Source organism: Trueperella sp. LYQ143, from assembly GCF_046599595.1.
Classification (GTDB): domain Bacteria; phylum Actinomycetota; class Actinomycetes; order Actinomycetales; family Actinomycetaceae; genus Trueperella.
In genome coordinates this window covers 57,597-81,314 of the sequence record NZ_JBKIWR010000012.1, presented here as the reverse complement: position 1 = coordinate 81,314, position 23,718 = coordinate 57,597, and the positions used below count along the sequence as shown (strand labels likewise).

21 protein-coding genes and 1 riboswitch are annotated in these 23,718 nt (G+C 52.8%); of the genes, 8 read left to right on the top strand and 13 right to left on the bottom strand.

Annotated features, from left to right (window positions below; all coding sequences use genetic code 11):
• The first annotated feature begins 112 nt into the window (after window positions 1-112).
• Window positions 113-1,420 (top strand): class I SAM-dependent DNA methyltransferase, encoded by a 1,308-nt coding sequence (locus ACLHIL_RS05670; protein WP_411296984.1) that lies wholly within the window; start codon window positions 113-115, stop codon window positions 1,418-1,420.
• Complete coding sequence (locus ACLHIL_RS05665; protein WP_411296983.1) at window positions 1,407-2,480, top strand: restriction endonuclease subunit S; 1,074 nt, start codon at window positions 1,407-1,409, stop codon at window positions 2,478-2,480. The genes ACLHIL_RS05670 and ACLHIL_RS05665 overlap by 14 nt, the downstream gene beginning before the upstream one ends.
• A 198-nt stretch (window positions 2,481-2,678) precedes the next feature.
• Here the strand turns inward: ACLHIL_RS05665 and ACLHIL_RS05660 are convergent, their stop codons facing one another.
• The 11 genes from ACLHIL_RS05660 to ACLHIL_RS05610 form a co-directional block, all read right to left on the bottom strand.
• The gene (locus ACLHIL_RS05660) at window positions 2,679-3,383 is read right to left on the bottom strand and encodes an ABC transporter ATP-binding protein (protein WP_411296982.1); all 705 of its coding nucleotides are present in this window, start codon (window positions 3,381-3,383) and stop codon (window positions 2,679-2,681) included.
• Complete coding sequence (locus tag ACLHIL_RS05655) at window positions 3,380-4,906, bottom strand: ABC transporter permease (protein ID WP_411296981.1); 1,527 nt, start codon at window positions 4,904-4,906, stop codon at window positions 3,380-3,382. Before ACLHIL_RS05655 ends, ACLHIL_RS05660 begins: the two co-directional genes overlap by 4 nt.
• Before the next feature lie 167 nt (window positions 4,907-5,073).
• Window positions 5,074-6,093: a thiamine ABC transporter substrate binding subunit gene (locus ACLHIL_RS05650; protein ID WP_411296980.1), complete on the bottom strand. Its 1,020-nt coding sequence runs from the start codon at window positions 6,091-6,093 to the stop codon at window positions 5,074-5,076.
• Window positions 6,094-6,131: 38 nt separating this feature from the next.
• Window positions 6,132-6,237: riboswitch (TPP riboswitch) on the bottom strand.
• Window positions 6,238-6,344: 107 nt separating this feature from the next.
• Window positions 6,345-6,587, bottom strand: coding sequence for a DUF4235 domain-containing protein (locus tag ACLHIL_RS05645; RefSeq protein WP_411296979.1), 243 nt, complete (start codon window positions 6,585-6,587; stop codon window positions 6,345-6,347).
• A 174-nt stretch (window positions 6,588-6,761) separates the two neighbouring features.
• A complete protein-coding gene (gene mnhG / locus ACLHIL_RS05640; RefSeq protein ID WP_411296978.1) occupies window positions 6,762-7,136 on the bottom strand; it encodes a monovalent cation/H(+) antiporter subunit G in 375 nt (124 codons plus the stop codon).
• Complete coding sequence (locus tag ACLHIL_RS05635; protein WP_411296977.1) at window positions 7,133-7,609, bottom strand: monovalent cation/H+ antiporter complex subunit F; 477 nt, start codon at window positions 7,607-7,609, stop codon at window positions 7,133-7,135. Before ACLHIL_RS05635 ends, mnhG begins: the two co-directional genes overlap by 4 nt.
• Before the next feature lie 23 nt (window positions 7,610-7,632).
• Window positions 7,633-8,418, bottom strand: a complete 786-nt coding sequence (locus ACLHIL_RS05630; RefSeq protein WP_411296976.1) for a Na+/H+ antiporter subunit E — start codon at window positions 8,416-8,418, stop codon at window positions 7,633-7,635.
• Window positions 8,411-10,018, bottom strand: a complete 1,608-nt coding sequence (locus ACLHIL_RS05625) for a Na+/H+ antiporter subunit D (protein ID WP_411296975.1) — start codon at window positions 10,016-10,018, stop codon at window positions 8,411-8,413. Before ACLHIL_RS05625 ends, ACLHIL_RS05630 begins: the two co-directional genes overlap by 8 nt.
• Entirely contained in the window at window positions 10,015-10,476 is a 462-nt protein-coding gene (locus ACLHIL_RS05620; RefSeq protein ID WP_411296974.1) for a Na(+)/H(+) antiporter subunit C, read from the bottom strand. Before ACLHIL_RS05620 ends, ACLHIL_RS05625 begins: the two co-directional genes overlap by 4 nt.
• A gap of 3 nt (window positions 10,477-10,479) precedes the next feature.
• Entirely contained in the window at window positions 10,480-13,653 is a 3,174-nt protein-coding gene (locus tag ACLHIL_RS05615) for a Na+/H+ antiporter subunit A (protein WP_411296973.1), read from the bottom strand.
• A gap of 320 nt (window positions 13,654-13,973) precedes the next feature.
• On the bottom strand, window positions 13,974-14,291 hold the full coding sequence (locus tag ACLHIL_RS05610) for a YbjQ family protein (RefSeq protein ID WP_411296972.1): 318 nt from the start codon (window positions 14,289-14,291) through the stop codon (window positions 13,974-13,976).
• A gap of 343 nt (window positions 14,292-14,634) precedes the next feature.
• Here ACLHIL_RS05610 and ACLHIL_RS05605 point away from each other — a divergent pair, with 343 nt between their 5' ends.
• Window positions 14,635-14,907, top strand: a complete 273-nt coding sequence (locus tag ACLHIL_RS05605; protein ID WP_411296971.1) for a hypothetical protein — start codon at window positions 14,635-14,637, stop codon at window positions 14,905-14,907.
• 34 nt (window positions 14,908-14,941) lie between these two features.
• On the opposite strand, the gene ACLHIL_RS05600 is transcribed toward ACLHIL_RS05605, so the two are convergent.
• On the bottom strand, window positions 14,942-16,234 hold the full coding sequence (locus ACLHIL_RS05600; RefSeq protein ID WP_411296970.1) for a hypothetical protein: 1,293 nt from the start codon (window positions 16,232-16,234) through the stop codon (window positions 14,942-14,944).
• Window positions 16,235-16,700: 466 nt separating this feature from the next.
• Here ACLHIL_RS05600 and ACLHIL_RS05595 point away from each other — a divergent pair, with 466 nt between their 5' ends.
• Together ACLHIL_RS05595 and ACLHIL_RS05590 are read left to right on the top strand one after the other, a co-directional pair.
• Window positions 16,701-16,946 (top strand): hypothetical protein, encoded by a 246-nt coding sequence (locus ACLHIL_RS05595; RefSeq protein ID WP_411296969.1) that lies wholly within the window; start codon window positions 16,701-16,703, stop codon window positions 16,944-16,946.
• A gap of 97 nt (window positions 16,947-17,043) precedes the next feature.
• Window positions 17,044-17,169 (top strand): hypothetical protein, encoded by a 126-nt coding sequence (locus tag ACLHIL_RS05590; protein WP_411296968.1) that lies wholly within the window; start codon window positions 17,044-17,046, stop codon window positions 17,167-17,169.
• Window positions 17,170-17,196: 27 nt separating this feature from the next.
• On the opposite strand, the gene ACLHIL_RS05585 is transcribed toward ACLHIL_RS05590, so the two are convergent.
• A complete protein-coding gene (locus ACLHIL_RS05585) occupies window positions 17,197-18,528 on the bottom strand; it encodes an MFS transporter (RefSeq protein ID WP_411296967.1) in 1,332 nt (443 codons plus the stop codon).
• 656 nt (window positions 18,529-19,184) lie between these two features.
• Between ACLHIL_RS05585 and ACLHIL_RS05580 the strand changes: the two genes are divergently transcribed.
• The 3 genes from ACLHIL_RS05580 to ACLHIL_RS05570 all read left to right on the top strand — a co-directional run bounded on the left by ACLHIL_RS05580 (window position 19,185) and on the right by ACLHIL_RS05570 (window position 23,179).
• Window positions 19,185-20,216: an extracellular solute-binding protein gene (locus tag ACLHIL_RS05580; RefSeq protein WP_411296966.1), complete on the top strand. Its 1,032-nt coding sequence runs from the start codon at window positions 19,185-19,187 to the stop codon at window positions 20,214-20,216.
• Between the two features lie 134 nt (window positions 20,217-20,350).
• Entirely contained in the window at window positions 20,351-21,445 is a 1,095-nt protein-coding gene (locus tag ACLHIL_RS05575; RefSeq protein WP_411296965.1) for an ABC transporter ATP-binding protein, read from the top strand.
• A 9-nt stretch (window positions 21,446-21,454) separates the two neighbouring features.
• Window positions 21,455-23,179 carry an ABC transporter permease gene (locus ACLHIL_RS05570; RefSeq protein WP_411296964.1) on the top strand — a complete coding sequence of 575 codons (1,725 nt, stop codon included), beginning with the start codon at window positions 21,455-21,457 and terminating at the stop codon, window positions 23,177-23,179.
• Window positions 23,180-23,718: the final 539 nt, after the last annotated feature.

The window sequence follows — 23,718 nt, the reverse complement described above, 5'->3', positions numbered from 1 at the left end:
TGAGAAAACAACGGAGCAGATTCTAAAAGATGCAGCTAAACTTCACGAATATCTCCGAACCTACGGAACTCTCAAAGACCAAGATAAACCCTTAGTTGTTGCCGGTATTTTATTGGCGCTAGATGAAATTGAATTTGGCGGTTTTTCTATTACTTCGCTAACCGGCGATCAAACGCCAGGAATGCGCGATGGCGACAAATTAATGAACGCCGTAAAAGGGCGCTTGACTCGTTCTAACGTCGGCCCTGACGCGAAAAAGGACAAGTTATTAGCGGAATTCTCCATTTTGCAGACCAGCTTCCGTTTGAACGAAGTGAACGCGACTCTTGGAAAGACTCCGCTGAAGTTTTACACGGAGTTCCTGTATGAGCATGTGTTTCGTAACATCAAGTATCAGAAGACCAGCGAGGACTTTATCGGTCGTTTCTACGGCGAGTTTATGAGTTATTCTGGCGGTGATGGGCAGACGCTCGGTATCATCCTAACGCCCCGTCATATCTGTGACTTAATGTGCGAGCTGGTGGATGTTCAACCCGAAGATACCGTGCTTGATCCAACCTGTGGAACAGCCGGATTTTTGATCTCTGCAATGCACAGCATGCTAACGATGGCAGATACAGATGCACAAAAGAAGAACATTAAGAAGAAGCAGCTTCACGGCTTTGAGCTTCAAAGCAACATGTTTGCCGTGGCTGCTGCGAACATGATTTTGCGCAAGGATGGCAACAGCAATCTTGAATGCTGCGATTTTCTGCGCAAGAATCCCGCTCAGGTGCAGATGAAGGGCGCAACGGTTGGCTTGATGAATCCGCCCTACTCACAGGGCACGAAAGCAGACCCCGAGCAGTATGAGCTTTCATTCATTGAGCATCTGTTGGATTCACTGACGGTCGGAGCGCGAGCGGCGGTTATTGTTCCACAGTCTTCCATGACGGGCAGTAAATCCAAGATCGAGCAGGCGTTCAAGAAGAGCATCCTGAAGAGTCACACGTTGGAGGGCGTGATTACGTGTAACACGGACACGTTTTATCGTGTGGGAACGAACCCTGTCATTGCTGTGTTTACCGCTCATGAGCCGCACGACGCTGATAAGGCGTGTAAGTTTATCGACTTCCGTGATGACGGGTATGAGGTTAGGGCACATATCGGTCTTGTCGAGGGTGATTCTGCAAAGGATAAGAAGCAGCACCTGTTGGATGTCTGGAATGGACGCGCTGAAGCACCGTCGAAGTTCTGCGTTGAGTCTACGGTGAAGCCCGAGGATGAGTGGCTGCATTCGTTCTACTACTTCAACGACGAGATTCCTACGGATGCTGATTTTGAGAAGGCTATCGGCGATTATTTGACGTTCGAGTTCTCGATGGTCATGCAGAACCGTGAGTACCTGTTTGGAGGGGGTGACGATAATGCAGAGTCTTGATGAGAAAGAGTGGCGTGAATTTTCTTTAGATGACATTTTTACTGTCAGCGCCGGCAAACGATTGGAAACGCGGAACAAAGTTCTGGGAACGCGCCCGTTTATCGGTGCAACAGATAATAACAACGGCGTCACAGGGTTTGTCGGTAATGACAATTCGTCAAGGGATGGTAACGTGCTGGGCGTCAACTATAATGGATCGCCATGCGTTGCTTTTTATCATCCGTATGAATGTATTTTTACGGATGATGTAAAACGGCTGCATCTCCGCCATTATTCCGACAACAAGTTTGTCTTGCTATTTTTCGTTTCTGTATTTGCGAAGCAGCGGTCTAAATATAGCTACGGCTATAAGTTCAAGGAACAACGCATGCTTCGACAGAAGCTAATGCTCCCTATCACTGATTCTGGCAAGCCCGATTATACGTACATGGCGGAGTATGCACAGCAGAAGCGTGATGCTATGCTTGCTAAATATTGCGCCTATGTCGAGAAACGCATTGCAGAACTCGGTGAAGTTGCTAAGATTCCAACTCTCAACGAGAAGGAGTGGAAGCCTATCGCAATAGCCAGTCTATTCACTAATATTTCAGCTGGGAAAATCTCTAATGCAAGTGCTTTTGAAAAAACTACTTGTAAGGGGGTTGAGTATATTGCAGCTACAAACAGAAACAATGGGTGCTTGTATTTTTTAGATTCGACTGACGAATTAAAAAATAAGATTCAAGATGGAAATTGCATAGGTTTCATAAAAGATGGCGATGGTTCAGCAGGCTATGCAATTTATAAAAAGGAACCTTTTGTTTCGACAGTTAATGTGCTTTACGGATATGCTGATTGGCTGAATGAAGCAACAGGGTTATTCTTCGTGGCTGCTCAAGACATGATTGAGCATAAATATAGTCACGGCTATAAGCGGAATAAGGAGCATCTTGCTGGCGATAAGGTCATGCTTCCCGTCACTGATTCCGGCGAGCCTGATTACGAATACATGGAACAATATGCCAAGAATCTAATGCTGAAAAAATACCGGCAATACCTCAAGTATCTTAACCAAAGGTAGCCTCTTATACGAGTTATTGACAACCCCAACACAAGCCGACGCTCCGTTATGAGTGATCGGCTTGTGTTGAAAGGGCGATTCTCCGGATAATAATCACCCTCTCGCTCATGAGCGGCGGCACTATCCCTGCTCACTACCCGCCCTCTCTTAGGGGTCGGTGATTGCCGCTCCAGCAGGTGTGAAGCACCAACCCGAAGCTCAGCTCAATAAATCGCGAATGATTGGAACTGAGGTGCGCTCACGCATCTCCTGATACGTTCCCATCCCGATTAGCTCACCGCCATCCATCACAGCAATCTGATCGGCAACCGCTATTGCTTCCTCGCGATCATGAGTAACATACAGTGCAGTCATCCCCGATTTTTGCACGATATGATGGATCTCTTCGCCCAGTCGCAAACGCAAAAGACGATCAAGCGCTGATAACGGCTCATCCAGCAGAATAATATCCGGGCGTACTGCCAGCGTCCGGGCCAGAGCCACCCGCTGGGCCTGCCCGCCAGATAACGTGGAAATCGCCCGCTTGCCATACCCTGCCATCCCCACCATTTCCAGCATTTGCGCCACCCGTTCCCTGCGCTCAGCGGCAGACATATCTATCATTTCCAAACCGTAACTGATATTGCGTTCCACATTGCGATGCGGAAAGAGTTGCCCGTCTTGGAATAACATGCCAACTTTCCGGCGATGAGTGGGCAGCGCAGAAATATCTCGACCATTGAGCAGGATCTGCCCAGTTGCCGGTTCTAACCCAGCGATTGCCCGTAATAGTGAGGATTTTCCACAGCCTGATTTACCGAGAATGGCGACGATTTCGCCCGAGTTAATCGTCATGGAAAGGCGGCGCACAGCATGTACCGGCGGTTTCGCATAGCGCACGTCAACGTCTCGTAATTCCATCATGTGTTTTCCTTTCGACCACGCAGGCGTAGCAGATCAGCAGCAAACATGACCGCCATCGTCAAAAACATGAGAATGACGGAACCAGCCAAAGCCATACCGTAGTTATCCACCCCAGGGCGCCCCAACAGTCGCGATATTAAAACAGGGAGCGTCACATAATCCGGATTAGCTAGAAACGAGGTTGCACCAAATTCGCCCAGTGAAATTGCGAACGCAAAGCCGAATGCCACGCCGATACCGCGAGCCATAATCGGCAGATCAATCGTCAGCGCAATACGTATCGGAGTCGCCCCGAGGGTTGCTGCCGCCTGGCGCATCCGAGGATCGATAGAACGCAAAATGGGAACGAGCGAACGAACAACCAGTGGAAGCGCCACCACTGCTTGCGCGAGAGGCACGATCATCCCTGAAGGAATAGTGGAAATCCGCCCCCAGGTGATAAGGAAACCGAATCCAACCGTCACCGCAGAGATCCCCAAAGGGAGCAAAATAAAGGTGTCAGCTAGGCGTTGTAGAAGGCTAAGGAGGCGGCTACGTGGCCGACGTGACCCAGCAAAAGCTACGATAATCCCCACGATTACAGCGATGATTGCCGCATCCCAGGCGATCTTAATGGAATGGTTGAGAGCCGAAAGAACAGAGGTTCCACCGGCAAAACCCGAACCAGCCAGGTGCAGTACTCGATAGTTGTGCATGCCCCAGCCGTCGGCTGCGTGTAGCGAACCAAGAACCAGGCTTATCATAGGCGCGGCGAGGAATAATAACATTCCTGCCGTTATCACCACTGCCGGCAGATCACTTCGCGCCATCTGCCGTGGTCGAACACGTTGGGGGGCGTATCTCTCCGTGCGTGCCGATAGCACCGACGATAAAATCAACGCAAAAACCACAAACAACAGTTGGAGAACCGATAACACCGCCGCAACCGGAAAATTCATATAGACCTTCGTCTGGATATATATTTCCGATTCGAGCGTGCCATATCCAGGGCGCCCCAAAGCACTGACAATCCCGAATGATGTGGAACAAAAGAGAAAAACGAGCGCGCCGGACGCCGCTATAGCTGGACCAAGCTGCGGGAGGGTCACCGTGAGAAAAGCTCGGCAGGGTGAGGCGCCTAAAGTGCGGGCAGCCGCGGCAAGATCACCTAATCCTTGCCACATCGTCCCAACGCTGCGCACCACCACGCAATAATTAAAGAAGATCATCGCGGCGATCACCGCAACGGTACTCTCCTGCCACCCCAGGAAACCCAGCGGGCCGTCGCTATCGAGAAGAACCCGAAACGCAATACCGACGACGATGGTCGGCAGGGCAAAAGGCACACTGACCAGTGCCCGTAACAAGCGCTGGCCCGGAAAATCGAGCCGATACAGCACGTAAGCGCCAGGGATACCTAACAGGATTGAACCACCAGTTGCCGCCAGAGCCATGAACAATGTTTGCCCGGCAATCTTCCAGGTTCGACTCGACCCGAGCACGCTGTGGGCAACCGCCGAATCTCCGATCCCACGCCCCACCATGGCACCCACTGGCCAAAAGAAAAAGAGAGCCAGAAAGACCAGCGGAATGCTGAGAATAATAACCCAGCTCAGCGCCGCGGCTATCCTGCCGCGGCGCTGAGTACGATTTCCCCTATTACAGCTCGCTATTGCCATCAATCACCTATGACCGGATTTTTCCGCTCATATCAGCGCGATTCAAATAACTGCGTCCATTGTTTTTGCCAGGCCTCACGGTGAGCTTTGACTGTTGCCGGATCCGGGACAATCGGGTTGGGGGCCAATTGTGCGTACTTTTCCCAATCTGCTGGCAACGGCGCATTCGCCACTGGATACATATACATCGTCTGCGGGATTTCTTGCTGGGTCTGATCTTCCAGCAAGAAATCAACGAAGGCCCGCGCGCCTGCTTCATTCTTCGCACCCGTGACAACCCCGGCATACTCCACTTGGCGCACGCACGTCCCCAATACGGATTCAAACGCCCCCTGCCCATAAGCCGGACTCGACGCATAGGACAGGGCTAACGGATACGCCCCCTTACCTTCACCAGCACTGAAATCCGTATTAAAGGCAGTGGACCAGGAATCATCCACTTTCACCCCATTAGCAAACAGCGCACTCCAATATTGCGGCCACTGCTCACCGGCATGCACAATCGTTCCCGCTAAGAACGCCAAACCAGGGCTGGAAGTGACAGGATTCGTTACCACCAAAAGATTCCGATAACGCGGATCCACCAGGTCATCGAAGCCTTGCGGCACAGCCACACCGTGACTAGCGAACCACGCCGTATCAGCATTCAGGCATACATCCCCTAAATCAATGGCGGTTAATCCACCAACGCGCAACTGCGCACGCGGATCCACTTTCGGCTGATACGCGGCAATCACCCCAGAATCAACTGCCTGTTGGGCAGACATGTTATCAATTCCGAATACTGCATCAACCGTCGGATTATCTTTATTTAAGATCAACTGGTTGAGCACCATACCCGCATCCCCAGGCGCGGTAGTTTTCAGGGTGTATCCCGTCTGTTTTTCAAATTGAGCTTTGCGTTCTTCTGACAACGCAAAGGAATCATGCGTCAATACGGTTACTGTCTTATCACGGGCTTGTGAGGAGGTCTGATCCATCGCGGAACAACCGGATAATCCAACACCGGCACTCAACAGCACACTTACACACGCGACATATATTCTTTTCACTGTTCCTCCCAGCTATCGGGAGGGCTCGGGGTACCCCCGAGGAGAGATACTCGACTTCCTTCGCCGGTACTAACCGGATCAGGTTCGAGGGTCTGCAGGCCGATCCCGCACTCTCAGCGCATTCGCGCTCCCCTGTCGTGCTCTCAATTGTAGCACCCGAGCTACCCCAGCTATCTCTGGGCCGTGCAGCCTATTACTATGACCGCACCAGCTAGTACTACACCATTCCTGTTACCAGGCGGGCACTCCGATTAACGGTTGCCGTACCACTGAGCAGCTTTACGCTTCAATGCGGTTGTAATCAAGGTGTTAACAACCGCCGTAACGCCGGTGAAAACCACAATCTCAATCAGCGGCAAATCAATTTCCGCCTCATCGCCCTCTGGCCGCTGCTTGTGCAAACCCTTTTCCCAGATCTGCCCCACAACCTGATTTGCTACCACGCCGGCCGCACCAGAAATAGCGAGGCTGACGACTTTCCATCCGATATTCATTCTTCCCTCCGACTTCGAGGTATCGTGTGTTGTCTATTATCGTCGTTTGCCCGACGGATGTCATGCGCTCATCTCGGAACTCCGCTCTTTGCGCAATCATGCGTATGTTCCCGTTCGCACCGACGCTCGCAGCAGCCATACAGGCTACCCATTGACGCCGCACATATCTTCTGGCTAGCTCACTGGCGAGCTACCGCCGTCATCCCCGCTGGCAATATCTTCACCTAGCTCATCTAACACCAAGGCAGATCGGTTAACCCGCCCAGTCCGATACCCTGATCTCGATATCATGTGCGCCGAGATGGGCGAGGTAATGAGCTGGAAGCCGATCACTAACAACATCGTCCACGTCATCGTCGCCTCACGGACTAACAACATGACACCACACATGAGAAGAATCAAGGAAAATACTTGCGGTTTCGTGGCCACGTGCTGACGCGCCAGCACATCCGGGTAACGGTACACGCCAATCGCGGCGATCAACATAAAAATGGATCCCATGAGCATACATCCCATGCCGAGAACATCGGCTAGCAACAGCCAATTCATGGGCGTTCACCGCCTAGCTCTGGTGAGGTATTGCCTAATACGCGCGGCAACACATAGCGGCTACGCTGAGCATACGCCTCTTGCGGTATCTCCTCCTGCGGCATTGAGTAATGCGGCGGATACTGCGTCGGCATATCCTCCTCATGATCGACGTCATGAACTGGCGCCGCATCGTCAGCTCGGCGAGCCGTTTCTTCATCAAGTTGCCGCTCTTCTTCCCGAGAAAGAATCCGACGAGCCTCCGGATCCAAAGGACCAAGAAAACGTGCCAATGTCGTCGATCCTACGAAACCGACAAGCGACAGCACAATAAATACCGCCAACAGATCCGAACGTCGAGTTACCGCAGCGAGAACCGCAAACGCCCCCAAGAGAATTGAGGTCATCAAATCCACAGCAACCATCCGATCAAGGGATGTTGGACCTTTAACGATTCGCCCCACAATCAAACAAGCGGCAATCACCTGTAGCACCACACAGAATATGACGACGTATATCACGGGCAATCACCTGCCGGCCTGCGCCCAGTGGCGGCCTCATGTTTCTCGGCTTCCAGGCGCGAATGGCGATAGGCAACAGGCGATCGAACCGAGGTATCGGAAAGTTTTTCCCGAGGCGCACCCGTCGCCGGCGCATACGGGGTAGGCAGACGGCCTAATCGGGGCGATGATCCTGGCACATATCCCGCGTCAACCAATTCATCATGAGAAGCGAAGGCCCGCATGATCCGCTCTTCCAAAGCCAGAATCGTCCGATGTACCCCCGTAATCCCACCAGCAAGCCCCGTATCAAAGACGTGGACGTACAGTGTTCCCGTCACCCGATGCGCTTCAACCACCACTGATCCTGGCACCAGCGCCGTCATCCCAGAAATCATCGCGAGGTACACATCCGAGTGGGAGCGCACATGCACCCGAATGATCGCCCCGCGCGGTTTTTTGCCGCGCACAATAAACATCCCTTGTTGGAAAGAGGAATGAACAATATCCCACAGCAGTCTAATCACCAGGCGCACCACAGCCCACGGGCGGAATCGCCCATCAAAGGGAGTGGCAGGGAATGAGGCCACCGTCGTCACAACCAGCGCGACAATCATGCCTGCCAAGAAATTGCCCGTCGTAGGATCTCCCCACAACAACACCCAGACAAACATCAACCACAACAGCAGCCCGACGGAAGCATGCGGAAATCTGCCCGGACGATGGCTCGCTCGCCGAATAGCCGACGCAGAACGGCTCGACCGATACGGAGCACTGCTCTTCCCCAGCGAGGTATTAGTCATCCGTGTGCTCCTCTCCCGACTTAGGCACCCACGAGGGGCGCGGGCTGGGATCCACCTGTGGTAAATCCTCCGCCGGAACGTTCGGGCTTTGCCCCGTCCCACGACCCCCTTCGGGTAATACCGCCACAATGTACGGGCTGCGAGCGCGCAATTCCGCTGCTGCCGATCGGCTAAATTCGTTGATCGGCCCCGCCCACAAGGAGATCACGACGGATACACAGACCAAAGTTGCTGCGGCCGCCGTCATCCCCCACGGGATCGGCTTAGCAGGCAAAGGCTCCGGGGCTTCCTGCCAAAAAGCCATATTCCACGCGCGCGCCACGGCATATAAGGTCAACAGTGAACAGATAATGCCTGACCCGATCAACACCACATCCAACCAGGTGAAACGATCAACGGAAGCCTCAATAAGCCCCACTTTTCCAAAGAATCCTGAGCCAGGCGGAATTCCAGCGAGATTCAATGCCGGTACGAGATAGAGCACCGCCAGTAACGGAGCAAGTTTCAGTAGCGAACCGAGTTTTACGAGGGAGGTCGTTCCGCCCCGACGTTCAATCAAGCCCACAACGAGGAAGAGCGCCGTCTGCACCGTGATGTGATGGACCGCGTAGTAGATCGTCGCGCTTAACGCCCCGACCGACGCAATCGAGATACCCCACATCATGTACCCGATATGGGAAACCAAGGTGAAGGAAAGCAGACGTTTAATGTCATGTTGCGCCACCGCGCCTAAAATTCCCATCAGCATAGTGGCAATCGCCAGCCCACCTAGCAGCACCGAGAGCCGATTATTAGGGAACAGCAAGGTCTGGCTACGAATAATGGTATATACCCCGACTTTCGTCAGTAATCCCGCGAAAACCGCAGTCACTGGAGCCGGAGCCGTCGGATAAGAATCAGGCAACCATGCCGACAGCGGGAACACTGCCGCTTTAATCCCGAACCCAACCAGGAGCAGGATTTGGATCGTCAGCCGAACCCCTGGATCAATCTCTGGCAGCCGCAAGGCCAACTGCGCCAAGCTCACCGTGCCGGTCGCCGCATACGATAGCGCAATTCCCACTAGGAAAACGACCGACGATACCAGCGACACCACGATATAGACCGTGCCAGAGCGGATTCGATCACGAGTTCCACCCAAGGTGATAAGGACGAACGAAGCCGTAAGCAACAGTTCAAAACCGACGTAGATATTGAACAGATCCCCAGCTAAGAACGCATTAGAGACTCCGGCTGACAGCAGCAAGAATGCCGGATGGTACACCGCAATCGGGGCAGCCTCATCACCATCTGCCGCACCTTGCGCCAGGGAATAGAACAACACGGTGAGCGTGACGGTTACAGAGGTCAGCAACAAAATTGCCGAGAGTCGATCAGCAACCAAAGAGATCCCGACGGGGGCTGCCCACGAGGCAACATCGAGCACCACAGGACCCTGCGTTGATAAATACACCAGCGCCGCCGCCACCAGCCACACTAAGGTCAAGATCCCCGCGGAGACAATCCCTTGTAAGCGTCGCACCTGGGCGAATGCCAGCGAAAGTCCCGCCCCGAAGATCGGTAAGGCCACGGGTAGGGCCACCAAGAAAGTCCAGGTCATGAGGCAACCTCCAGCGGATCGCCCTTTTCCATTTCATCGCTTGCTTCGGCAGCTTGCTGTTCAATCGTATCTGGCACATCGACTCGGGCTTCGATCTTGTCACGCTCTGCTCGTTGGGCAATGCGTCGATCCTCTAAATCGTCTTGCACTTCATCATTGCCGTTGAGCTGCCACATGCGATAGGCCATCGCCAGCAAGAATCCCGTCAAGGATAGTGAAATCACGATTGCTGTGAGCATCATGGCCTGCGCCAATGGATCTGACATGTGCTCTGGTTCAGCCGTTCCCACAATCGGCGGCTGCCCGGAGCGCCCGCCAGCAATCAGAAAGACGATATTCACCCCATTGGTTATTGCAGATAATCCCAGCACAATACGCGAAAGTGAGCGCTCTAAAACGAGATACACTCCCACTGCTACAAGACCACCGGCCAATATCGCAAGCGCTAAGGATGCCATGACTTATCGCTCCTCCTGCCGTGTTTGCCCGAGGTAGGCGCGAGTGTGCTCTACGTCTTCGCCGGAAATCCGATCTTGGCCGGTAGCGTTGGCGACGAGAAGATCATCCGGCGTTCCCTCATCGTCACTCATGGAGCGCGAAACTTCTGCGTCGGTATCATCTCGACGTGAATCCTGTGCGGGCGACAACTGGTATTCCTTTACTTTCAGACCTTCAATCTCGCCATGACGGTCAATCTCTGCCCCCAAAGAGCGCAAAATATCGAGGATTAATCCAATAACCACGAGATAGACGCCGATGTCGAAAAAGATTGCCGTCGCCAGATGAACATGCCCGAAACCAGGGAGAACAAAATCTATCTTGGCACTTTGCAAAATTGTGCCGCCTAAGAGAACTGGAATCATGGCCGCCATACCAGCAGTTATCATTCCAGTTCCCATTAAATGCCCCGGATGGAGCGGCAACGTCGCCCCTAGCTCATAGCGCCCGCCAGCAACGTAGCGCAAAACTAAGGCGATACCCGCTAGTAACCCACCAGCGAATCCACCTCCTGGTTGATTGTGCCCAGAGAACAGGAAAAACACTGACACCACGACGATGGTATGGAAAATGAGCCGCGTGCCGACTTCGAGGATCACGGAACGGTTAGCGAAATCCACACTGTCAGTGCCGGCAAGCCAACGGCGGTTTCGAGCTGGAGCTGTCACGGCTGATTCGATCCGGCGAGTTTGGGAACGCCGCCACGTCGGCCCACCATTATCTCGCATCGGGCGCACGATCTGACCGGCAACGGAGGTTCGCGGCGCAGTCAAATTGCGGAATCTATCCACGCGCCCGCTGCGATCTCGGATGAAGAGCAGCGAAGAGATGCCGATAGCACAGGCCACCACCACAGACATTTCGCCGAACGTATCCCACGCCCGCACGTCCACTAAGGTCACGTTGACGATATTTTTCCCGTAGCCGTAGGCATACGCTTCATCGTGGAAGGCCGCAGAAATCGGTTCATGTATCCGCGCTCCCGCCGCTAACACCGCCACAATCGTCGTCATTAAGCCAAAAATTACTGCTAGGCCAATGCGCCACCACCGCGAGATACGCAATGGTCGGTTCGAGAAATACTGCGGTAAGCGGCGCAACACCAAAATAAAGACCACTAAGGTCATGGTTTCCACCAGCGCTTGGGTCAAGGCAAGATCTGGAGCACCATACAGCTCGTAGGTGAAGGCAACGCCATAACCAGAAATTCCCATCATGAGCACGGCTTTCAGGCGATGACGGGCACGCGCTGCCAGGATTGCCGCAAGAAGCGTGAGAGCAGCACAAATAGCCTGAGCGAGCGTATCGTAGGGGCGCAAACGCAGTGGCACGTGCAGATCACCAAAAAGGAGGGCGAAGAACGCTGCCAACGCAGTAAAGGTGAAAATCGTCGAAAGATATGCCGGTAATGATCCTCGCTGCGTTACCGCCGTTACCCGCCCAGAGAGGGCATCGAGACGAGAGATAAGGGCATGGTAAGTATCTTCCGCATCGAGGGGGAAGTTATGCCGACCGGTCAGACGAGCAAAAACGGAGCGGATCGCAAAAAGCCCGCAACCTGCACTGAGAATCCCCACCGAAATAGCTAGCGGCACTCCAAATCCTGCCCAAGCTGATAGATGCCCTGGATTGCCAGCTATTAAACGGGCGTGCGAGCCCAGTACCCGCTCCAAAATATTAGGAGCCAGCCCGAATACTACCCCGCCGAGGGAAAGGATAACGATGGGAAGGGTCATCACCCACGAATGAGGTTTGACGTTCCCTGCTTCACATTCGCAGTCTGCTTTGGACATAAATGCGCCCCACCAAAATCGCAGGGCATATCCGACGGTCAGCGCTGAACCGAGGGCGATGGCAACACAGGTGAAGATCGCAAGGAGATCCGTTCCATCTGGGCGCAACTGTGGTTCAACGAGCGCATGGAGGGCGGCTTCTTTCGCGACGAACCCAGCGAATCCTGGAATGCCCATCATGGAGCACACGCCAAGACCTGCCGCGATAGCAGTAATCGGCATTCGCCGCCCAACGCCAGATAATTTCCGCAGATCGCGCGTGCCAGTCGCCCAATCCACGTGACCGACGGCCAGGAATAACGTGGATTTGAATAGCGCATGAGCGACGAGCATACTCATACCGGCAAGCAGCATTGCCGAGGTTCCGTAGCCAACCATGAGCATAATCAGGCCGAGCTGCGATACCGTGCCAAAGGCCAGGACGAGTTTCAGATCATATTGCTTTAGGGCTCGATACCCGCCAAGGAGCAGCGTCCCGATCCCGCCGATAAGCACAATATACCGCCAGGCTGGAACGTCAGAAAATGCGGGAGATAATCGAGCGATAAGGTAGACGCCGGCTTTGACCATAGCGGCAGCATGAAGATAGGCAGAGGTCGGCGTCGGGGCAGCCATTGCGCCGGGAAGCCAGAAATGCACAGGGATAACGGCGGATTTACTGAGCGCGCCACACAGGATAGCTACCACTGCCCCAGAGATAACAATTGGCGGCACGGAATGTGCGGTGATAGGCGCAACCCCTAGCGCCCCTGACTGCGCGGCCGAAATAAGCTCCGTCAGAGAATATGAGCCACCAGGAATGCTTCCTAGGGTGATAATGCCAGCTAGCATTGCCAATCCACCGGCAGTGGTGACGATAAAGGCTTGCATGGCCGCCCGCCGAGAGTTGCGTTTATCGTGGTTATGACCGATCAGAATAAAGGAAAAGACGGAGGTCAGTTCCCAGAACAGATAGAGCGCTAAGGTGTTGTCCGTGGTGACCAGCCCGAGCATCGCACCGGCAAAGCTCAAGAAAATCGCAGCAAAACGCCCCATACCAGATGCCGTCGGGGAAAAGTAACGAGCACAATAAGCCAAGACCAGTGCTCCAATGCCGGTGACTAGCAAAGCCATCACCCAGGAGAGCGCATCTAGGCGGAAAGATAAAATGAGATGGAGCTGCGGAACCCAATGCCATGCCGAATATGACAGATTTCCGTGGATAACCGCCGGAGCAAAACTCAGGAGATAACAGAAGGCGAACGCCGGAATAAGCGCCAGAATCAGATAACCTAGCCGCCCGCGCCGCATAAGAATGGGAGCACCAAAAGCTCCACCTGCGAATGCGGCAAGTAATGTCAGCATGGTTCTCCCAGATCTCGGCGATGTCACCAGGTGGCGTCACCGCTATATATTCTACGGGAAGAACGATTATTCCTGGAGTCTTGCGCCGATTTTCCGGCATTAATCACGTTTCACCATCGGGGAATCGCTCAGGTTCAGGGGGGGGCTATATCTTCGCCGCAAACCCCGTGTTAGCCATCTGGCACTGAAGAATGGTTACTCACACATTGGGTGCGTCCCGTATATAGACGAAACGCACCCAATAGAGCACAACATGCCACATTTGCTTTTGCAGTATCTGTGGATACTCCTCGACATACTCGGCGTGGCTGAGGCAGAGGTTAGATCCGTACTGCCGTTCCGGTGGCAACCACCATCAACATGCTGTTGTTTGCACCTAGTGTTTCATAGTCAAAGCGGAATCCGATCACAGCATTCGCGCCCATTCGGGTGGCATTATCTGCCATTTCGGCAAGGGCAATATCTCGCGCTTGCGCCATCTCTCGCTCATATCCGGCCGAGCGACCACCAAAGAAATCGCGTAATCCGGCACCAATATCTTTGAGGAAGTTGATACCGATAATAGTCTCACCATTGACGACGCCAAAGTATTGCTGGACGGGGTATCCCTCAACGCTGGATGTAGTTGTAATAAGCATGGGATTAGCTCCTTCTCTCTCACACTATTGCCGCGATTTTATCCCGTTCCGGGGTTCTCCGTCAGGAATATCATGCATATCTGCCGGACGAACAGCCGAAAACCTACGGATATAGCAAATACATTTGGCTGCTCTGAAGCCTGCGGGAGGCGAGCACACCGGCTTTCCTTATTTCCGTATAGCCGCCAATTCCTATATACCCGCTACCTACCAGCCAAGAAAGCTCAGAGAATAATTCTTTCCCACAGCAAAACGATCCATATAAAGGAGAATATACTTAGCGATACCTCACCCCGCATACGAGGTGACGCACCTCAATGAAGCATGGAATTTAGGAGCAAAAATGGGCTTTTTATCTAAGATCTTCAGCAAGGATAGCTCTCCAACCAGCACGTGGAGCACCACCCCTAGCACCACCACAAACATCACGCCGGCAGTTAACACCTCCAGTGCTGACGAAGCCCCCGCTCAGCCGTCGGTGGATCTCAATCAGTTCTCCCCACAAGAGCAAGCAGCTCTGCTCGCCGGTCACAAAATTGAGGCAATTAAGCTGTATCGCGAGCGCACAGGAGCTTCACTAGCTGAGGCAAAGAGAGTCATTGACTCTATCGGGTAAAATAGAGGCGTTATTACTTCTAAGGATCGGCACCTCATAGTGTAGGCGCCGATCCTTTTTGCTTTTCCAAGAAAGCTGTTAGCTCAGCGATTCTTTTGTCACACCGCTTGATTTCGCGGCTTAGCACCCAGCCATAAATGGCACCTAGGATGGGGAGAATTGATACGTACAAGCAGCACTCTCTCACTCTGAAAAGAAACCTGTAACGCGCTTGCTTCCCTGTCTTTCCTTCTTCACCAGCTATCAAGAAAGCACCCCAGAAAAGTAGATATGGGAGGAGAAAACATAACTCAAGCAGCACTACAAACACTGCTATAGCGCGAGGCACACCTCCGTGAATACCTGCATAAATGAGGGTAAGCACACCAAGAAGAATAAAAGACACGCATGTGAGAGATTGTATAATTCGCATGAATATACTTTCTTTGTGCCAAGAAAAAATACTGTAAAAACAGAATAAAATAATACATACTGAGATAAAAAGAACAACCGTAATCCTACGAAGCAGGCTGCTAGTGTGGCAACCAAAAGAGCATCCCAATACACCACAGCCAATGCTTACCACGTAAACGATAACGCTAACTATTACCTTATGCCACCCATAAGCAAACTCCGAACGTCGCTTCTCCTTCTCCCTCTTCTGATCCACTAAATCTTCCACTTGCCGAGCTAGCGGAAAAACAAAGGCTCGGCAGGAAAGTGAGCCGCATAAGAACAGTAAGGCTATTGAAATAAGATATGGCGGTAACGCAACAAAGCCCTTTTGCCGGCAGACGGCATAACACACAAGCAGATTGCAAAGGATTGTTACCGCTGCAACATTTCTACACCACCCCTCTATGACACCATCTACCCGCAGTCCCTGCCAGGTCTTGTCATGGCGAGATCCGAACGTAATAAAAACGAATGCCGCGAGGAATGCCAGCGCCAAAGTATTGAGCATTATCAGTGGATCCCCGACCATTGACTGCCCGGCATGTTGATACCAGTCAAGCATTGCTGACAGATATTGTTTTTGCTGATAGGCATCCCCAGAAGGCCAAACCATTACAGCAATATAAGGCAGGCCAAAAACAACATAAGCACCAAAAACTATTATTACAAACTGCACCGTATAGGCCTGATGCAGGACATATCTCGCTACCCGCTTCTCTTGTTTCTCTTCCTGCACAGCCGCATTAATCGCCGCATCCATTTCGGCATTGTCATCCACTGCTGTCGGAGTATCGCCCTCCGCAGTATTTACCGCTTCGCTCTGCTTATCTACTGCCGAATCCTCGTTTTGTGGCGCAGATTTTCCAGCTATCGTTTCAGTGGCAGGCACCATCCGCTCTCCATTACCGCTACCGGCCTCACCGCTATCCCCTGGTAATGCATTGCGCCTTGCCAATACGCACCGCTTTTTCTCGATGTAATCCCGTGCTCTCCCGAAAACACCCATATCTATCCGCCAGACCCATAACCTAATACAGACATGCCCGATATAGCCAAATATCTATGTACGAATATAGCTAATATTTCACTTTCCGAATGGCGAACAGCTCACCTGCTACCCCGTAAATCACCCACAATTACGCGCGTTCGCCTTCTTCAGGCAAAATCTGCTCGCTTCACTGCCTGATTGCCTCTATTTGCGCAGATGCCCTCGCGTTGCCGTGAGCACGAAACCTCTCCCCGCTCACATTCTTTAAGATTCCGGATCGCCACCTGCCGCCCCTCACAACCTATAACCGTCAATCACCCATATCGACGATATTTGCCCAGCACATACCCCACCCTTATATCCGCGCGAGATGGTCTTTGGGCGCGAAGCCGTGCGGTTAATCCACGCCAGCCTGGGTGTTGATTTAGGGCAAGCAGAAGCCCCGAATTTTGCGTTGCACGCCTTGGCGGCAAACTATGCACACGGGAATATGCCTAAAGCGACGGCAACCGCCCAAGTGATGAGCGATATTATGACCATGCTGGAGGCGCAGTTGCCCACACACCTGGATTATTCCTCTTTGTCGCTGGCTCGTTTTATCACACATTTACGCTAATCTCTTTGCTCGACTGAGCCAGAATTGCCCTACTCCTCTGCCGAAAGATGAGCTGGTTCGCAGCGAGATTCGCAATGCGTGACCACTGGCTTGGGGATTGGCAGAACGTGCACGGCTGCTCATTATTTCCGCTTTTGATTACGAATGTGGTGAGGACGAAGTGGGGTATCTTGCTATCCATATTCAACGTCTACTCACCGACGTCAACACGCACAACACATAGATCGCATTTAATTGGGCATACGCACGATTATGAGCGGATAATTTTTAGATTTTCGATGTAATCGTCCCACCCGTCGGGCCGTGGAATATTGCGCAGTAACGGAGAAAAGCTCATGGCTCCAACGCCTGCCATCACCGCAATGAGCACAGAACCCGTGAGGATTGCTCCCAGGTGATCCAAGCCGAGGCCGACGAACATGCTGACAATCGGCGCAATAGCAATGCCCGCGAGTTGTAGCACGGAAAAGACGCGCCCCAGTAGATCTTTGGGGATCATTTTCATCACGAATCCGCCAAAGGCCGCGTTACCCGAGGGCAGCATGATGAGTAAAAAGAACAGCGCACCTAATCGGAGAACAAAATTAGGGGCACATAACGCACCTAAGGCAAAGGGCACGGGCATACAGAAAGCGATCACTAAGATCTTTCCAGTTGCTACCCGAGAAGTGATATGAGCAGAGAGGAACGAGCCGATAATGACGCCAACTGCCACTGAAGAGTTGAGCGTCGCAGCAGAAATCGGGGAATTTCCACCATCAACCATGACGAGGATGAGCATGAAAATCAGCCCGTTGAGCATGGGGAAGAATAATGACGAAAGAATCACTGATAGCAGGAAAATTCTGTTTTTCCCAATGAGTGCAATCCCTTGCCATGCCTCGCCTACCGTATTGGCTAGTCCACGGTACATTGCCACGATAAGGTTGCGCCGCTCTTTCGTTTGTAAGCCGCGGGCAGCGTTATCGATCTCTTGCTCGCTTAGTGTTGGGGATTCCTCGTCGTTAGCACCCTCAGCAGTTTTTGTTTTCGTCGATGGCAAAAATAGCGTGGCGGCAAAGGCGAGCGCATTGAGAACAAACTCAACGATAAACGGGACGATAGCGCCCAGGGTAATAAGGAAACCACTAATCGGCCCAGCAGCGATCTCTATACTGGCGTCCCGCCCCTCATTGATGCTCATTGCCCGTGGGAGTTTTTCGTCCTCGACGACATCGCGAAGCAATACATTGGAGGTTTGCCCTAACATGCCGCCGCGCAGTGCTGATAAGACTGCGACGACCATCAGGAATATCCAGGTAAGCCGGTTAAAGCTGAGCCAGGCAATGCTGCCACCGAAGATCATCAACGATATTGCACATGAGAGCAGCAACAAAATGCGCCGATCATAGCGATCAATAATGACCCCACCAATTAACGAAACCGCTGCAATAATAAAAGACGAGATTGCCGATAGGGTTCCTGCTCGCGTATTGGATCCATCCGCAATAACAACTAGCACTGGCAGCGCAAAGGCGCGAATAGCGGAACCGAGCTGTGTGGATGTATCTGCCAATAACCAGGCATAATAGGCTTTGCGCATGTGGCAACGCCCCCCTGTGAGTTGTCTGCCCACTAGGCTAGCACAGGGATTTTCTCTCTTTGCTGCCTGTCTCATGGCGTCTCCTGCCGCCCTATATCTACTGCTCGCACTACTTTCAGTGCGCGCACGGCATGCCCTATGATCCTTATTTTTGTTCTGCCGCTCGGGTCTTAGCGTTGTCGGGCACGCTGTTTTCGTCAGCGCGCTATTCGTTTTGCATAAAAACACTGAGGCTATGCGTGGTACATCGGGTTATTCGCCAAACGCTACCGGATACAGCCCACAGGCCGGCACACCAACGGAATCTGCGATCGGGCTGCAGATAACCGCACGTATTAGGTGCACTCCGAGCATGCCGCAGATCCTCTGCGCTCGCTTACATGTAGCTATTAGCTGCTGATGCCGCTTAGGGCTACCACCCGCGAGCTGTTATCCGCTCTTACCACGTCATTGCACGCTAACAGCATCGACCACTTACTATTGGCAACCGTAGAGCCGAGCACTGCTCGTTAACCAGGCTTTTTCATTCCTGAATAGCTTTCTGCTATTGCGGGATATTTTCCACCCAGTGCGGGATATCGTCGGTATCACACCTGCTGAGGAACTTTTAGAGTTGCTCTAAGCGTTGACGCGACACATTCAAGGAGGAATGGAAAATGAAACGCTCTGTTGCACTGTTATGTTCTCTCGCTCTGCCAGTTGTCGGCCTCAGCCTGACTGGTTGTGGCGGTAATGATTCCGCTGATGACCCCAACACATTAGTGGTATATACTGCCCGTTCCGAAGCCCTCAACAACGCGGTTATCCCACAGTTTGAAAAGGAAACCGGCATTAAGGTTGAGGTGGTGACGGCCGGTACTGGCGAGTTAATTAAGCGCGTTAAATCCGAAGGCGATCACCCACTCGGTGACGTGCTCTGGGCCGCCGATGAAACGATGCTCTCCTCGCAGAAAGACATGTTCGAGAAGTACACCAGCCCCGAAGATGCCAATATGCCTGCCGAGTTCAAGAACAAGAGCGGATACTTCACTCCAGCTTTTGCTGATCCGACGGTGATGGTTGTCAATAAAGGTCTTGCTGGTTCAATGCAGATCAAGAGCTTTGCCGATCTGCTCAACCCTGAGCTGAAAGGAAAGATCGCGTTCGGCGATCCGGTGAATTCCTCCTCGGCATTCCAGGTATTGATGGCTATGCTCTACACCGCCGGTAATGGCGATCCGATGTCCAAGGCAGCCTGGGATTATGTAGATAAATTCCTGGCCAATCTCGACGGCAAGATCGCGAACTCCTCATCACAGGTCTACAAGGGCGTTGCTAACGGCGAATACGTCGTCGGCCTCACCTGGGAAGATCCCGCCGCTAACCTGGTCAAGTCCGGTGCTGACGTGGAGGTTGTTTTCCCCGCTGAAGGGGCAATCTTCCCTGGGGAATCCGTACAGATCATTAAAGGCGCTGCTCATTTAGATAATGCCAAGAAGTTCGTGGACTTCATGATTAATGAAGAGACTCAGAACCGCGTTGGTGAAACAACCACTGTTCGCCCGCTGCGCACCGGCGCGAAGCTCGCTGATTACATGACGCCCACCGACAAGATCAAGCTCGTTGCCAACTATGACGAGGCGTGGGTCGCTGAAAATAAGGCCGCTATCACGGAGAAGTACTCCGAGCATCGCACCGACGCAAAGTAATCCCGCGTCCCTTTATTCCCAAAATGTACTGGGCAGATCATTGCATTAATGCAGATGACCCCTCGTTAATGCGTTTAATGATCTGCCCAGTCATAGGGTCGCCTCAGGCGCGACCATAAAGAAAGAAAAATACGATGAGCGTAACGATTTCCATTGATAACGTCACTAAACGATTCGGCAACGACACTGTTATCGACGGTCTTTCCCTGTCAATCAACCCCGGAGAATTCTTCACCTTACTTGGTCCCTCTGGCTGCGGAAAGACCACGCTACTACGCATGATTATCGGCTTTAACAGCATCGACGGTGGGCAGATTACGGTTGACGGTAAGGTCATTAATAACGTCCCGATCAATAAGCGCAATATGGGGATGGTTTTCCAAAACTACGCCGTGTTCCCACATCTATCCGTCAAAGAAAACGTGGGATTCGGCCTGCAAATGCGCAAAACCGCGAAGAAAGAGGCCGCACAAGCTATCGAAAAGATCCTCGATACCGTTAAGATCAGCCAATTGGCAGAGCGTATGCCTGCCAAACTTTCCGGCGGTCAGCAGCAGCGCGTCGCCCTTGCCCGTGCACTCGTGATTGAACCGCAAGTGCTGCTCATGGACGAGCCGCTATCCAATCTTGACGCCAAGTTGCGCGTCGAAATGCGCAATGCCATCAAAGAAATCCAACATTCCGTTGGTATCACTACGGTGTATGTCACCCACGATCAAGAAGAAGCCCTTGCCGTTTCTGATCGGATCGCCGTCATGAACGGCGGGGTTATCCAGCAAGTAGGCACACCACAAGAGATCTATCGACGCCCAGCAAATACCTTTGTTGCCACCTTCATCGGTTTATCCAACCTGCTTTCCGCCCAGCGCATCGGCGAGAAAATCCGCATTAGCGAAGGATACGAGGTCAGCGTGCCGGGTCTTGATCCGCAGGGCGATTCCAGCTCTGATTCCCAAAACGTGACGGTTTCCGTCCGGCCAGAAGAATTCCTCATCGTGACCGAAAACGATGCCGCAGGGTTGCCGGCTACCGTCATATCGTCAGTATTCCTTGGCACATCCACCCATTACTTCCTGGAATTGCCCGACGGGCAGCACGTAGAGGTTATTCGCGACGACGATACCGCCGCGCCTATCCCCGCTGGCACCCCCGTCAAGCTCCAGGTTCGCGCCCATAAGATTAACGTCTTTACCGCAGACGGTCAGCGCAACCTCACCCGAGGGAACTAGGAGTTTGCCATGACGGTCACGACTAAATCACCTACTCCGCCGCGCCGAAAGACTCGTGCGAATCGCGCCGGGGCGACCTCTCGCGGCACAAAAGCCGGATGGAATGTGCTGAGCCTGGCACTGCTGGCGTTCTTCGTTACTTTCGTCGTCTTTCCACTGATTCTCGTCCTGTATCGGGCAGTGGTTGATCCAGAAACGGGTAGCTTCTCCACCGCATATTTCGCCAAATTCATGGCCAAGGAATACTACTGGGGTTCCCTGGTTAACAGTTTCAAGGTCACAATTGTTGCAACGTTAATTGCAACAGTTATCGGCTTGCCAATGGCCTACGTATTGCGTTCCGTGCGGATCCGCGGCTCAAAATGGATCAACATTCTCATCGTTATCTCCTACCTATCCCCACCTTTCATCGGGGCCTATGCTTGGGTGCAACTATTGGGTCGCAATGGGTACATCACCCGCGCAATTCATACCTTAACCGGCATAGAACTCCCCGGTATTTACGGATTCCCTGGGATTGTTCTCGTCTTTTGTTTGCAATCCTTCCCGCTGATCTACATGTATATCTCGGGAGCGCTGAAGAATCTCGACTCTTCGCTCATCGAAGCAGCACAGTCGCTCGGATGTAACGCCGTCGGGCGGGTACTTAAAGTCGTCCTCCCCTTAGTGGTTCCCACATTGCTGGCGTCAATGCTGCTGGTATTCATGCGGGTGTTCTCCGATTTCGGTACTCCCATGCTGATCGGTGAAGGATACCAGACCTTCCCCGTCCTGATTTATAACGAGTTCATGGGTGAAGTCAGCACGGATGACCACTTTGCCGCTGCCTTGTGCGTCGTTGTCGTGCTCATTGCGCTGGTTCTGTTCTTCGCGCAACGCTATATTTCTAAGCGCCTGACTTACTCCATGACGGCTTTGAAGCCTATGCAAGCAGAGCCTGCTAAAGGTCTGCGCGGTATCTTTGCTTACGTATTCGTCTATGGGGTGCTGGCGCTGGCTATTTTGCCGCAAGTGACCGTTATTGCGACCTCCTTTATGGGGACCTCAGGCGGGGTTGTGCTGGATGGGACACTCACTTTGGATCATTACCGGCATACCTTATTCGATTCGACGAATTCGAGCGCGATCTGGAATACCTATTTATTCGGTCTGGCTGCGATTATTCTCGTTGTCGTCATCGGTATGTTGGTTTCCTATCTCTCGGTGCGTAAACCTAATGCCATCACTGGTAGCCTCGATGTGCTCTCCATGTTCCCGTACATCATTCCCGGATCTGTTTTAGCTATCTCGTTCTTGTACGGTTTCAACTCTCCGCCGATATTCCTCTCCGGCACGGCCTACATCATCATTGTGGCTTTAGCCGTCCGACGGATGCCGTACACGATTCGTTCTAGCTCTGCGATTCTCGGGCAGATCAGCCCCTCCCTTGAGGAAGCTGCGATCAGTTTGGGGGCCAGCGAGTTCAAATCCTTGTGGCGCGTGACGATTCCCATGATGCTTCCCGGTGTGTTCGCCGGCGCGATCATGTCGTGGATTACCGTCATCAGTGAATTGAGTTCCTCAATCATTTTGTACACCGCAGGGACGAAAACTCTCACCGTGGCGATCTACACCGAGGTTATTCGCTCTAACTTCGGCGCAGCCGCCGCCTACTCCACTATCTTGACGCTGACATCCATCATCTCTCTCCTGTTGTTCTTCAAGCTCACTGGAAAAAATGACGTTAGCGTCTAGGTACGGGCAAGTGCTAGCGAGGTAAAGCCTGACGAGGCTAGCGCCGCTAGCGTATAAGCAAAAGTCAGTGCCGCGTCAGGGGCCGTCACGATATTGGTAACGACGGACCCTGACGCGAGCTTCGTGCCAGATCGTGCCAGATCCCTGCGATATGCAATTGCACAATTCTGGCTGGCGACTAAGATTGCGCAAATTTAGCTGGCAGCTAAGCCGGCCAGAATGCTAATGCTACAGCCAGAGTAATTGCTGCAATCTGCCCTGCTGATTGCCCGCTCAGCCAGCCAAGTTGATTAATTGGAGTTGGCTGGCTGAGCCAGAGGAATTGAGCCCGTTGGCGTATCTCAGGCGACGACACCACCAGGTTGAGATACGCCAACGGGCCTGCTAGCCCCTGGTCAGCTAGATTAGCCAGAGCCAGGGAAATAATCCGGCTCTGGCTAATCTAGCTGACTGACCTGGCTGGCTAATTCGCGAATTAGCCAGCCAGCTAATCTGGCACGAAGCGCCCGAGCCACGGCGGCTATAGCTAAACTTGCACA